This is a genomic window from Staphylococcus simulans, from assembly GCF_002994445.1.
GTDB lineage: Bacteria > Bacillota > Bacilli > Staphylococcales > Staphylococcaceae > Staphylococcus > Staphylococcus simulans_B.
The window spans coordinates 81184-94598 of the sequence record NZ_MRZJ01000006.1 but is presented as its reverse complement, the minus strand read 5'-3'; the positions used below and the strand labels follow the sequence as shown (position 1 = coordinate 94598).

Genomic DNA, 13415 nt, shown 5'->3' with positions numbered 1-13415 from the left:
GGCAAACTCTATGTATATGTTAGCGTTTGCATAAATATTAGAGTAACAAGTAAGCGTTGTCAATATAATCACACTCCAATGTATATATTTACACAATAACTTTCTAGTTACTTTATATTTTGTATGCATATTTAAGTTATAATCACTTATTTTGTTTTTTTATTTAGAGTGACCACAAATTAATGAGAATCATAAAAAAGGCCTGCCCCCTATCAAAGAGGCAGACCTGATTTATCTTATACTTTTCTATAGCGTTTTAATCCTACAATGTTCAGTGTCGTAAAGACGAGAATAAACAACAGCAACATTACCACATCAAACCAGAAGTCTCCGATACCTTGTGCTTTAATCATGATTTTAGTTAACGCATCTCCTGCATAACGTAATGGGAATAAATATCCGATGCTTGCGATAAAGCGATTTACATTATCAAGCGGAATAATACCCGAGAATAATACTTGCGGAACTACAATTATCGGAATGAATTGCAGCATTTGAAATTCTGAATTCGCAAATGTAGATATAAATAATCCCATAGATAATGCGGCGAAGGCGATAAGTATATTAATCAGCAGTACCCATAATAAATTGCCTGCCATCTCGACTTTCAATAAGTAAATCGAGAATAAGACAATAATCAATGTTTGCACGACCGCAAAGATACCATAGCCTGCGAGATATCCAAAGACAATCTCGCTGCGCTTAACAGATGTCGCAAGGATACGTTCTAATGTTCCTGAAGTACGCTCTCTTAATAAAGCAATACCTGAAATCAAGAAGACAAATAAGAATACAAAGAATCCCATTAAGATTGGGAACATTTTATCAAAATAACTGCTGTCTTGATCACCGTATAAATAATGTGCTTTTAATGACGGTGTCTCTGATTGTGATGTTGATTGTTTAGGCTTGTCTCCAGGCATTTGAGCCATTTTTGTTTGGATAGATTTCATTTGATGTTCGACTGTCTGCATCTTCTCTTTTTGAAGCGCACTTGCGAGTAGTTGTTTTACAGCTGACGTTTTACTTGGGTTTTCATTGGTGTAAGTAACTACTAGCTCATCATCTTTCTTCTCAACATACGCATCTAATTGATGTTGTTCGATTATATCTTGTACCTTGTTGGTCTTTTGGTACGTATGTGTATGTGCTTTATCATCAGGCAAAGCATTAACAAGCTCATGCGGTACGTCTTTCGCAAAACCAATTTCTAATTGTTCTTCGTTATCGCTGTTAAACAAGAAGAACATTATCGTAAGGATGACTAAAGGGACAAGAAACATCAGTGCCAATGTTCTTTTATCACGTACTAAGTCAGTAATAACACGTTTTAATATCGCTTTAAATCTCATGTCCTTTCGCCTCCTCTGCTTTTAAGAACACTTCTTCGATACTTTGTGCATTAAACTTTTGTTTCAAGTCATTTGGAGAACCTAAGGCAAAGATTTCTCCATCCACTATCAATCCGACTTGGTCGCATCGTTCCGCTTCATCCATAACATGTGTAGTCATTAGTATGGTTTGACCTTGTTTTGCGAGTTGGCGCAACTCATGCCAGATTTTTTGACGCAGACTCGGATCAATCCCTACAGTCGGCTCGTCTAAAATCAACAAATCCGGATGCCCTAATAATGTGACTGCTAATGACAGTCTGCGTTTCATACCGCCTGAAAATTGATGGACAATTTGCGTCAATTTATCTTCTAAATCCACCAGTTGCATATAGCGCTTGATTTCATCATTGAGCTTTTGTCCTGACAAACCTTTCAGATTCCCAAAGAATACTAAATTCTCTTTTGCGCTTAAATTTTCATAAAGAGCAAGAGTCTGTCCCATATAACCGACATGGCTTAATACCTTTCGATTCGGCATAGGCTGGTCATAGATTTCAGCTTTCCCTTTATCTAAAGCTTCCATCCCCATCCAGCATTTAATTGCGGTCGTTTTACCTGATCCGCTTGGACCGATTAGTCCCATAATTTGACCTTTCTTTAAAGCAATCGATATATCTTCAAGTACTGTTTGTTTACCAAAAGCTTTATGTGCATGCGCTAACTGTGCAACAACCTTATCCAATTGCATCCCCTCATTTCTTCACTTTGCATCTCTTACCTTCATTATAATAGATTTGTGCATAAACGAAATGCTTATGTGCTTTGTATTAAAATCTGATTGATTTGCTTAACCTATAATCTGGCTTTACAATGAATGTAAGTGTTAAAGCACATTATGAAAGGAGGATGTATCCATGTCTCCAGTTTTAAGTTGGATTGTTTCACTTATCATTTTTGCGATTGTTATCGGTGCTGAAGCAACGTTAATGAAACGCATTAAAGGCGACTTTAACTTAATCGTTCCAGTCATTGCAGTCTTATTAATGACAGGCCTGTTTATCACAAATGTATTGAATATTCCATTCTTTATACTCTTTATTATTGTCAGTGGTTTCTTTGTATATAACTTATCAGACGGTACAGTCAAAGGGTTTAAAGGCTTTCAACGCTAAATCTCTTCAACATATCCAATCAAATTGGGTATGTTTTTTTATGCATTTCTGGCTGTCTTTTGAATTATGATACGATAATCATAGTAAAAGTGGTAAGGGAGGGTAGCATCATGCGTCTTGCGTTTAGTCTTGTAGGTGTTGTTGTATTGTACCTAGCGGCATTCTTTTCACAGAATTATATTATCCAGCATACCAACAAAAAGTATAAGTTTTTGATCCCTATTCTCTTCTTGATAATTATGCTGGTCTTGCTTTTAACAAAAATCATTACATTTTCTACATTTATCATTTTTTCAGTAATAGGTGCCTTGCAGCTTTTTGGTTTAGAACAGCAACTCAAGCGTAATAAACAAACCAAAGCTTTGGCTAAGAAGAAAGAACATAGCGAGAAATCAAATTTTAAATAAAGGAGCATCTTAAATATGACAGAAAATGTTATGCACTGGGTTATTCCGATTCTGACACTGATCATTGCGGTCATTTTACAAAAGCTGGTCGCATCCAAACTTGGAGGCAATTGGAAATTCATCGTTCCTGTCATTTATTTAATTGTGATGATCGGCTTTTACTTTGCCCATCTCTCATCACTTTCTTCAACAATCATTTTAATCGTATTAGGCGAATTCTTTATCGTGTACCAAGGTTATAAATCCGACCGTTCACATGATGAAACAGCCTAAAAAACAAAGGAGAAGCGACACATACACTGTATGGCTTCTCCTTTGTTTATCAAATCTTTAAAAATTCATTTGTTTTATTCTATGTGCTTGTTCTGTCTTTTCATCTGCTTCTCTTTGTTCACGCTCTTGCAAATTCGTTTTATAGGATACCGGCTCTTCTGGTTTAGCCATTGCGTGATGCAGCGGTTCAATATTGCGATGACGTTTATCTCTGCTGTTGACCGCATAGAAATGTTCTCTGCGTTTCTTTTCTTCTGATGCTTCATTTAGATTAGAATCTTGCTGAAGATATTTCGGACGGTTCTTCACTTCATAATAAATACGTCCGATATATTCTCCCATAACACCGAGTGAAATTAATTGAATACTGCCTAAGAATAGAATCGCAAAAATAGTTGTGAAGTAACCTGGCGCTTTAATGCCGTTAAATAGGATTAACAAGAAGTTGATTAACAGATAAATGATACTGATACCAAAGATACCAATACCGAAATACATAATCGTACGCAGCGGCTTATTGTTAAATGAAATAATACCGTCTACGCCGTAATCCAATAGTTTAAAGAATGACCACTTAGAATCCCCTGCAATACGCTCTTGGTTTTCATATTCAATTGTTTCGGTTTTATAACCGACCCAAGAGAATAATCCTTTAGAAAAGCGCTGTGTTTCATCTAACTCAGCCAATGTTTTGACAACACGCTGGCTAAGCAAGCGGAAATCGCCGACACCGTCTTCAATCGGTACATCGACAAAGCGGTTAATCAATTTATAATAGCAATGCGTCATCAATTTGCGCATCGCTTTCTCGCCTTCTCTATTACGTTTTGCGATAACCTGGTCTGTACCATTTTCTAAATACTTTTCAATCATTTGCGGAATCAATTCAGGCGGGTGCTGTAAATCACCGTCTAAAATAATGACCGCATCTACATCTTGGCTTTGTTCCAAACCAGCATACATTGCTGCTTCTTTGCCGAAGTTTCGGCTGAATTCGATATATTTTACATGTGAATCATACTTACTATAATCTTTCACCATTTCAATCGTACGATCTTTACTGCCGTCATCCACAAAGAGCAAATCGTAATCGTAATGTTTCGCTTTAGAATCTTGGTCTAATACTTTTCTTAGTTCTTTGTATGTGTAATTGATAACATCTTCCTCATTAAAACATGGGATTAACATTCTTACTTTAACCATTCTATAGCTCCGTTCTATTTTAAAATGTCGCCACTTAATATACATCATTTTGGGTTATTTCATACTATACCCGCTTTCGAACATTAAATTTAAACATCTCTTGCATATCTATGATTTTGATTCACATTATACGTGATAGCTCTAGGTTTTTTCTAATAAAACCTTACATTTTTACAGAAACTAAACATTATTAATCTCATTGAAATAATAGACTTAGAACAAAGCAAGAAAAGCATAAAAAAAAGCCCGAAGGCAAGGGCTGTACCGTTTACCTTTGGGCTGAAAAGCTACCTTTTTAAAGAATGATCGGCTCTTAATATAAGCCTTTTGTTTGGTTGCTTGTATCGATATAGATATTTTTAACTTGTTGATAGTTTTGGATGGCTGCTTTGTAAGTTTCACGGCCGATACCTGATTTTTTATAGCCGCCGAATGGTGCGCCTTCAGGTACTTGGTTGTAAGTGTTAACCCACATACGACCTGTTCTTACTGCACGCGCAACTTTTAATGCACGGTTGATGTTTTCTGTGAATACACCGCCTGCAAGACCATATTCTGAGTCGTTCGCAATTTGAATTGCTTCTTCTTCGTCTTTTACTTTAATTACAGTTAAAACAGGTCCGAAGATTTCTTCTTGTGCTAATTTGTTATCGTTATTGTCTACAGCAATAATAGTCGGTTCAAAGAAGTAGCCGTTCGCTAATTCGCCTTCTGTTTTACGGTTGCCGCCGACTAAGATTTCAGCACCTGATTCTTTTGCATAATCTACATAGCTTTGGATTTTATCCATTTGAGCTTTACCTGTTTGAGAACCCATTTGGATATTTTCATCTAATGGGTCGCCGACTTTAATACGTGCGAACGCATCTTTAAGACGATCCATTAATTTATCATAAATGCCTTCTTGTACAAGTAATCTTGAACCTGCACTGCAGACTTCGCCTTGGTTGAATAAGATACCTAATTGGATACCTTCAACAGCAACATCTAAGTTTGCATCATCTAAAATAATGTTGGCTGATTTACCGCCAAGTTCTAATGTTGCAGGAACAAGACGTTTTGCTGCTGCATCCGCAACTTGATAACCGACATCTGTTGAACCAGTGAATGATAATTTGTCGACACCTTCATGGTTAAAGATCGCATTACCAGATTCAGAACCTTTACCTGTTAAGACGTTGACAACGCCGTTTGGTAATACTTCTTGGAAGATTTTAGCTAATTCAATTAAGCTGAGCGGTGTAGAAGATGATGGTTGAATGACCACTGTATTACCTGCCGCAAGTGCTGGTGCTAACTTCCATGCTGCTAATAACATTGGGAAGTTCCATGCAACTACTGCGCCTACAACACCGATAGGTTCATGACGTACAATACTCATGACATCCTCGCTCATATCATTGACTGTTCCTTCATCTGTATCGATGACACTTGCGAAGTATTCGAAGTGGCGTGCTGCTAATGGAATATCAATTGTTGATGTTTCACGGATTGGTTTACCGTTGTTTAATGTTTCAATCATTGCGAAACGATCTTTTTGTTCGCGTAATTTATCTGCGATTTGACGCAATAATTTCACACGTTCTTCTTTTGGTGTTTTACTCCAGCTGTCAAAAGCTGTTTGTGCAGCTTTTACTGCTTTATCTACATCTTTTTCAGATGCTTTCGCAACTTTTGTTAATACTTCCCCTGTTGCTGGATTGGATACTTCAATTGTACTTCCTGAATCACTTGGTACAAAATCACCATTAATAAATAAATCATAACTGTCTTGGATATAATCTCTAACATTTACACTCATGATTGAAATCCTCCTCATAAAGTTGATTGATTTATAGCTCAAGGCGATAGAAATAAGACATTCACCTTGTTAAAACCGTAGGTAATTCGTTTTTCGTTGTATTTTAATTATCACATAACTAAATATGTTCGTCATATAATGTGCTTACAAACTGAAATACAGCGAAAAACTCTGCCAAAACAGCAGAGTTTAAAAGTGTCAATCAGATTATTTAACATGTGTTAATTCTAATTGATGCACAAGATGTTTCAACATCGCATTTGTTGGTGTCGGAATACCGACTTGTTCGCCATAAGCTTCGATTTGGCCATTAAGGTAATCTACCTCTGTAAGACGGCCGCTGTATAAATCTTGATGCATAGACGGATGATGCAAACCTTGTTTATCAGCTGGATAAGCCCCTTCGATTTTATGGATAATTGTATCGTTATCAAGTTCAATACCTTTGGCTTTTGCGACCGCAACAATTTCACTTACAACAAGTTGCACCATTTCTCTTGATGCTTTGTATTGCGCAAACTCGATCAGATTTTTATCTAAGATTGTACAAAGCGGATTCAACACACAGTTCAACGCTGCTTTATACCATACTGACTGCATGACTTGCTGACTGATTTTAGGATTCAAACCTGCATCTTCAAAGACTTTATTGATTTCATGTGTACGTTCGCTTTCTTTGCCGTCGATACGTTGGAAATCAATTGTACCTGTACCTTCTAATAACAATTGACCCGGTCCTCTTAATCCGGCAGTCCACATTGTTACTGCAAGGTAGATTTGTTCTGGCGGTACTACTTTTGAAAAGCGTTCATCATGTCCTAAACCGTTCATCATTGTTAAGACTGCTGTATCTTTTGTAATGGCACCTTTTTCTTTTAATTGCGTTAACATTTCAATAGAATGCATCGCTTTCGTTAAAATAATCACTAAATCATATGAATGTTCAACATCATCAGGTGTAATCATATTGGCATCTACAGTATACGTATCTGTTTCTGTTTGAATTTCAAAGCCATTTTTTTGAACAGCTTCTACATGTGGTTTCCAATCATCGATAAATGTAACATCATAACCTGCTTGTTGAATTTGTGTCCCTACACGGCCACCCATAGCGCCTGCTCCGGCAACTGCAATTTTCATTTGAATCTGCTCCTTATTTTGTTATTTCGATAGAAGTAGTGCTATCGAATCTAATGGTGTTCATTTACATTCTAGCACAATCATTTTGTTTTGTTAGAATTTTATGACAACTACAAGTTAAAAATAAGCCGGCTAAATGCCGGCTTAACTTTACTAATTATTAGTTATTTTGTTCTTTCTTCTTCGTATAATAATAGATTGGAATACCTAATAATGTAATCACAATACCGATTATCGCAAGTAATGTTTGTGTGAACAATGTATTGATTAAAACAAAGATACCGGAAACAATTGCGATTAAAGGCACAATCGGATAAAGCGGTACTTTGTATGGACGTTCCATTTCAGGTTCTCTTCTTCTCAACAGAATGACTGCCACGAATGCCATTGTGTAGAATGTCCAGATTACGAAAATCAACATATTCGTAATTGTATCGAACGCACCTAATGACATCATAATATAAGCAATAATTAATTGTACTAAACCACTGGCCCAGGGTGCTTGGCCTGGTGTTAATTTTAAGAAGAAGTTTTTGAACGGCAATCCATTACGTTCAGCCATTGCATACGGTACACGCATACCTGTCATTAAATAACCGTTAAGTGCACCATAAACTGATACCATAATACCGATTGTGACAATCTTGCCTCCGCCATCACCGAAGATCATTCTTGATGCTTCACTTGCGGCGTTTAAGTTGCCGCTGATTTCTGATACCGGCAATGTCATTAAGAAGACAGCGTTGATTAATAGATAAACAACCATTACTGCCCCTAGTCCGATTGTAATCGCACCCGGCAAGTCGCGTTTAGGATTCTTCAACTCTCCTGCAATAGTTCCGACGTGCATCCAGCCGTCATATGCGAACATTGTTGCAAGCAAGCCTGCACCTAACGCTGTAAAGAAGCCTTGATGCTGACCTGAATCAATCGGGAAGAGTGAGAATTCAACTGTCGTATCTTGGAAGAAGCCTACGGCTACAATCAAGATAATCGGAATCAATTTGATCACGAGCGTAATAGACTGAAGCATTCCGCCAGCCTTTGAACCTAAGCAGTTAATGAAATAAATCGATAACGCCGTCAACATTGCGACAGGAACAATTAAACTGTCTTTCATATCAAACAAGTTTACAAATTGTGTCGCAAAGACGATTGCTAACGCTGCAATATTGGCCGGGAAATAAATAAATGCTTGCGCCCAGCCTGATAAATAACCCCAGAAGTTGCCGTAAGTATACTCGATGTATTTGATAAGTCCGCCTGTTTCTGGGATTGCGGCTGCTAATTCAGCTGCCGTTAAGCCTGCACAAATGGTCACCAAACCACCCAGCAGCCATACAAACATTGCCATACTTGTTGAGCCTGTCGCTTCGGCTACACTGGAAACTTTGAAGAAGACGCCTGCGCCTATGACAGTTCCCATTACTATAGAAATCGCTGAGAAGAAACCTAAATTTCGTTTTAGCTCATTCTGATTACTCATTTCTATCTATCCTCCATTTACTCATACATGATAAGCAACTAGAGAGACGCCTTACATTATTAAGACAGTATGTCGCAGCAAAAACAAAAGACCGCTCGCACAACTTCTATCCGATGAAATAAGATCGATACCATCTGTTGTGTTACACAGCCGCTCATTTTACTAACCCCGTTGAATTCGCTGTTATACTGAAAAATAACTCCTATTTGTCTCTGGTTACTTTTTCCCCTTCTATAATGTGTGAACAACGCATTCTTTTACAGTTTAACGTACGCCTGTATAATCGGCAATAACAATATGTTTAAACCTATTTCAATCACATATCATTAACATCTTAATACTATATCGCCATCCATTTTATTTGTTATTTTTGCATCTCCTTTTAAAATTGACGGCTTTTCAAATTTCTTACACAGGTTGTATTTCCACTTATCACGACATATTAATCACAAAAATTTTTATTTCACACATATAAAATGAAGGCACCCTCTGCTGCACAAGCCATTGGATACCTTCATTTTCAGTTATATTTTATTTTCTAATGTCGCAGCTTTTTCTTCTTTCACCGCATAGTTATTCAATACCATTGGATATAAGGTATTTCTTCCGACAATGATTCGGATATAAGGGAAGAAAGACATGACAATCGCAAGTCCCACACAAAAGCCTAACGTAAAAATAGTAGTCAGAGGGAAGAAAAGCACTGGATATTTAACAAATGATGCTAAACCTCTTGAAATATGTTCTACAATAATTTGATGCGACAAGTAAATGAAAAACGATATCTCGCTGATCATATAAAACGCTGTTAAGTGGAAGCGTCCTAACATTTTAGATAAGGCAACCACAAGCAAGAAAAATGCGACTGTAAAGATAAATAAGTCTGCACGATTCGACTCGTTTAATTTAATTTCTAAATAGAAGAAGTCAAACGCAATCACTAACGCGCTGAGTACTAGTATTAAAACAACATACCAAATTTTAGCTTTAACATAGGCCATCACTGTATCGTAGTACTTTCCTAAATAAAAGCCGACAACAAAATAAAAGAGCCAGTTTAAAATAATCGTACGATTATACGGCGGATAAAACTGATCCCAAAAATGCAAATACGCTGTACTGTAATACATTAGTACTGCATGCGTAAAACTGATAATCAGCGATATCACTATCGGCAGTAAGGGCTTCATCTTGTTTAGAACTTTGTAAAACAACATGTGCAAAACAAAGAATTGGAAAATAACCAACACAAACCATCCGAAGAATTTTCCTTCCAGCAATATGTTAATCAACAAATATTTCAGTGTGAAATGCTTGCTCGGGTCAAAATAAATTTCAAAGATGACAAATAATGCAAAACAAAGATAAGGCACTAAAATAAACTTGATACGTTTGGTCAAAAAGTTCTTGGGTATGTAATTAGAGTAGCGCATGCCCAGCAGCATCTCAGATAGCATGATGAAACATGGTGTTGCACTTAACAAAATCACTTGTGAATAACTGACGGCTTTCTTTTGAAATTCAGAAATATGCGGATCATTGATAAAGCCTGTCATCACATGCACAATTACAATAATCACACAGAAAATGGTCCGTGCATAAGTCAGTTCTATTTTTTTCTTCACTTTGACGACTCCTTCACACAAATTTTTTAGACATTTTCTTATTTCAGCACATAAAAAAGCCCTTAAATATCTCTAATGAAATATTTAAAAGGTGCTTACTTCTATACAAATGTACATAATCCTCTTTATTGTATGTAAAAATCAAAGTTTCCGCAATATAAATCGCAATATTATTAAGTTCTCCTCTATTTTAAAAGCACATAAAAAAAGGCTTGCACTCACGTACAAACCTTTTAGAAAATTTTATAGTAAATCATATAATTCTTGCAGTGCAATTTCATTGTGTTTTTGACCTTTAAACGTTTCATATGGCGGGATTTGACCATTCATAAAGCTCTTTATACTTTCACCTACAGCTGTCGGTGTATTCTCCGTCAGCATTCCAAAATCACCGTATCTCAATACATATCGGTTAGCCGGAATGTTAGAAGCTAATGTATGCACACCGATTGTCAACGCTTCAAGCAAGACCATAGATTGCCCTTCATAATGCGATGTTAACGCAAATAAGTCACATTGGTTCATAATATTGAATGGATTGCGTTTTTGCCCGACTAAGAACACATGCGCTTCTAAATCTAATTTGGCAATCAGCTTTTCCAATTGGCCGCGCAAAGGTCCGTCACCTAAAATATAAAGCTTCGCATTTGGATTTTCTTTTACCACATCCGCAAAACCTTCAATTAAAATATCGAAGCCTTTCTCAGGAGATAAGCGTCCCATTGCCATCACTTTAAAGTCTTCCTCATTAAACGGCACACTCGCAATTTCGCCCTTATTTAAATAAGCTAAGACCTTTTGTCCTTTATGCATAAAGAAGTCTGTTGCTTCATCTTTTAATTGATTAATGCGTGTCAAATTAATGGTATTCATCGCTGAAGTAAATTTATCTTTAGTTTTAGATGTAGCTAAGTTTGCTTTATTAATACGACTTGTCTCTTCAGATACACTCACTAAATAATCAAAGCGATTGTAAAGACTGATGACACCTTTTAAATTTTGATAATGCGGACGAACACCATTTACTGTACGATTCATATCGCTCTTAATATCACTGTGCAAATAAATCAGCTTTCTCTTTGAGTTTGTGGCTAATAAAATCTTAGACCAGAACATAGAGTATCCGCTGAAATCAATCACATCATCAAACTCTGAAATACCGAAGATTTTTCTGAACTCGCGTTCAAATGCCTCATCAGGATAAACCGCTTCTTCCAGCACGGACTTAACCCCTCTGTTCTTCACAAAGGTATCTCTGTACTTCTCTAGCGTAGTTGCTAATAAAGGCCCTTTTCGTAAAATAATACGAACATTCTCATTCACTTCTTTTAAGTTGCTGATGATTTCAGGATTTTTCGTATTATTTAAAAAGATCGTCACGTCGTAGACATTGTAATCAATGTTCTCAAGCAGATTTATCGCTGAAGTCGTAATACCATTATTCTTCATTCCGCCTGGATACATTAATATTTTCTTTTTGTTATTGATTTGATTGCTAGTAATCGGCTGGAACATCTTTTCAACTAAACGTTGTGTGACCTTTCCATCTTCATATGGAACATAAAGAGATTTAAAGCGCGCATACTTGTCGCGATATACCGCTTCGTTATCTTCTGCCGCATTCACCGCAGATACTAAATCTTCCACATTATAAACAGAAGGGCCTGGTAATAAATCAGTCTCAATATATAAACCACGATCACTGTGATAGTCTTCATAGTCTGGCGCATAAAAGACAATCGGCTGATCTGTAACTAAATAATCAAAGAAAATACTAGAGTAATCGGTAACTAGTAAATCTACTGCACCCAGTAATTCATTCGTATCAAAAGCATCCGGTACTAAATACGGCTTCAATTCTTTATATTTCAAGGCTGTTTTATATACAAACGGATGTACTTTCACAATCACTTGATAATCTGTTTGTTTTTCAAGCTGCTGTACCATTTCATAAACATCTGCGACACTGTCTTCTGGTTGATTCACATTAGTACCACGCCAAGTAGGTGCGAATAATAACGTCTTTTTCTTCTTAAGCTTCAAACCGCTTTGTTTCAATCGTTTATGTACCGCTTTTTTATCACTATTCAATGTTAAGTCAATACGCGGATAACCGATCTCAGCCAAATCTCCGTTATATAACCCTTTTAGACTGAACGCTCTTTTGAATACTTCCGTCGTATGCGGATTAGGACTGATTAATATATCCGAACTCAAGAAGTTCTTAATGATATTTTGAGAACCGACTAAATTATCTTCTACATCAAGCCCCATTGCTTTAATCGGTGTCCCATGCCATGTATTTACATATACTTGATTCGGCTTTTTCGTAAAGTAAGCAGGAAACGTTGAATTGTTAATAATATATTTAGCAGTTGTCAGTGCCTCTAAATAATCATCACTTTCCTTAACAATAAAACGGACATGCTTTAATGATTTAAATTTTTTCGCATACTCTTTTTGTTTCTTCTGTGAATCTACGACCCAAATATGCTCAAGCTTTTTATATTGCTTATCTTGAAGTAAATACTTGAATACTGCATAAGGACTATCTGTCATACTCTTGCCATCTCTAGCTTGATACAACACTTGATAATCCTTCACTTCATTCTTCTTATAGAAATTGGCATATCTTGTTGTTTTTGCCACATATTTGCTTTTCAATTTTGACCTTACCGGCTGCTCAATAAACTTATATTTCCTTTTCGCTTGATTAAGTATAAACCCACTGATTTTATTCAATGAAAACACCTCTATCTCTCTTTATGTTCATATCATCGAAAACATTTGACTTGATATCTAAAAACATATGTAAAATATTAAACCCTCATGTTTTTTTGAAAATACATTAAATTTAATAATACATCTTAAATTTCACTTAAATCATAGTTTCTTTCATAAAATTATAACACTTATTGAAAGCATTTACATTCAATTATAAAAAAGAAGCTGAGTTCAGCTTCTTTTAAATATA

General features: G+C 36.3%; 11 protein-coding genes. 3 read left to right on the top strand and 8 right to left on the bottom strand.

Annotated elements, in window-relative coordinates; translation table 11 throughout:
* Nucleotides 1–236: 236 nt before the first annotated feature.
* On the bottom strand, nucleotides 237–1352 hold the full coding sequence (locus C7N65_RS09075; RefSeq protein WP_105994160.1) for an ABC transporter permease: 1116 nt from the start codon (nucleotides 1350–1352) through the stop codon (nucleotides 237–239).
* Nucleotides 1342–2082: an ABC transporter ATP-binding protein gene (locus C7N65_RS09070; RefSeq protein ID WP_105994159.1), complete on the bottom strand. Its 741-nt coding sequence runs from the start codon at nucleotides 2080–2082 to the stop codon at nucleotides 1342–1344. Before C7N65_RS09070 ends, C7N65_RS09075 begins: the two co-directional genes overlap by 11 nt.
* Before the next feature lie 166 nt (nucleotides 2083–2248).
* On the opposite strand from C7N65_RS09070, the gene C7N65_RS09065 reads away from it, so the two are divergent.
* The 3 genes from C7N65_RS09065 to C7N65_RS09055 all read left to right on the top strand — a co-directional run bounded on the left by C7N65_RS09065 (nucleotide 2249) and on the right by C7N65_RS09055 (nucleotide 3186).
* A complete protein-coding gene (locus C7N65_RS09065; RefSeq protein ID WP_105994158.1) occupies nucleotides 2249–2506 on the top strand; it encodes a hypothetical protein in 258 nt (85 codons plus the stop codon).
* 110 nt (nucleotides 2507–2616) lie between these two features.
* Nucleotides 2617–2913: a hypothetical protein gene (locus tag C7N65_RS09060; protein ID WP_105994157.1), complete on the top strand. Its 297-nt coding sequence runs from the start codon at nucleotides 2617–2619 to the stop codon at nucleotides 2911–2913.
* 15 nt (nucleotides 2914–2928) lie between these two features.
* Complete coding sequence (locus C7N65_RS09055) at nucleotides 2929–3186, top strand: hypothetical protein (RefSeq protein WP_105994156.1); 258 nt, start codon at nucleotides 2929–2931, stop codon at nucleotides 3184–3186.
* A gap of 57 nt (nucleotides 3187–3243) precedes the next feature.
* Here C7N65_RS09055 and C7N65_RS09050 read toward each other — a convergent pair whose 3' ends face one another.
* The 6 genes from C7N65_RS09050 to C7N65_RS09025 form a co-directional block, all read right to left on the bottom strand.
* Nucleotides 3244–4389 (bottom strand): glycosyltransferase family 2 protein, encoded by a 1146-nt coding sequence (locus C7N65_RS09050; protein ID WP_105994155.1) that lies wholly within the window; start codon nucleotides 4387–4389, stop codon nucleotides 3244–3246.
* A gap of 313 nt (nucleotides 4390–4702) precedes the next feature.
* Nucleotides 4703–6190: an aldehyde dehydrogenase family protein gene (locus C7N65_RS09045; protein WP_105994154.1), complete on the bottom strand. Its 1488-nt coding sequence runs from the start codon at nucleotides 6188–6190 to the stop codon at nucleotides 4703–4705.
* Nucleotides 6191–6397: 207 nt separating this feature from the next.
* Nucleotides 6398–7330 (bottom strand): ketopantoate reductase family protein, encoded by a 933-nt coding sequence (locus tag C7N65_RS09040; RefSeq protein WP_105994153.1) that lies wholly within the window; start codon nucleotides 7328–7330, stop codon nucleotides 6398–6400.
* Between the two features lie 160 nt (nucleotides 7331–7490).
* Nucleotides 7491–8816 (bottom strand): APC family permease, encoded by a 1326-nt coding sequence (locus tag C7N65_RS09035; protein ID WP_105994152.1) that lies wholly within the window; start codon nucleotides 8814–8816, stop codon nucleotides 7491–7493.
* 524 nt (nucleotides 8817–9340) lie between these two features.
* On the bottom strand, nucleotides 9341–10441 hold the full coding sequence (locus C7N65_RS09030; protein ID WP_105994151.1) for an acyltransferase family protein: 1101 nt from the start codon (nucleotides 10439–10441) through the stop codon (nucleotides 9341–9343).
* Between the two features lie 243 nt (nucleotides 10442–10684).
* On the bottom strand, nucleotides 10685–13183 hold the full coding sequence (locus tag C7N65_RS09025; protein WP_105994191.1) for a CDP-glycerol glycerophosphotransferase family protein: 2499 nt from the start codon (nucleotides 13181–13183) through the stop codon (nucleotides 10685–10687).
* Nucleotides 13184–13415: the final 232 nt, after the last annotated feature.

Bases quoted from the DNA above. Each gene is read 5' to 3' on its own strand.
- C7N65_RS09065 (WP_105994158.1), top strand. From the start codon at position 2,249: ATGTCTCCAGTTTTAAGTTGGATTGTTTCACTTATCATTTTTGCGATT.
- C7N65_RS09035 (WP_105994152.1), bottom strand. From the start codon at position 8,816: ATGAGTAATCAGAATGAGCTAAAACGAAATTTAGGTTTCTTCTCAGCG.
- C7N65_RS09060 (WP_105994157.1), top strand. From the start codon at position 2,617: ATGCGTCTTGCGTTTAGTCTTGTAGGTGTTGTTGTATTGTACCTAGCG.
- C7N65_RS09070 (WP_105994159.1), bottom strand. From the start codon at position 2,082: ATGCAATTGGATAAGGTTGTTGCACAGTTAGCGCATGCACATAAAGCT.
- C7N65_RS09050 (WP_105994155.1), bottom strand. From the start codon at position 4,389: ATGGTTAAAGTAAGAATGTTAATCCCATGTTTTAATGAGGAAGATGTT.
- C7N65_RS09045 (WP_105994154.1), bottom strand. From the start codon at position 6,190: ATGAGTGTAAATGTTAGAGATTATATCCAAGACAGTTATGATTTATTT.
- C7N65_RS09040 (WP_105994153.1), bottom strand. From the start codon at position 7,330: ATGAAAATTGCAGTTGCCGGAGCAGGCGCTATGGGTGGCCGTGTAGGG.
- C7N65_RS09075 (WP_105994160.1), bottom strand. From the start codon at position 1,352: ATGAGATTTAAAGCGATATTAAAACGTGTTATTACTGACTTAGTACGT.
- C7N65_RS09055 (WP_105994156.1), top strand. From the start codon at position 2,929: ATGACAGAAAATGTTATGCACTGGGTTATTCCGATTCTGACACTGATC.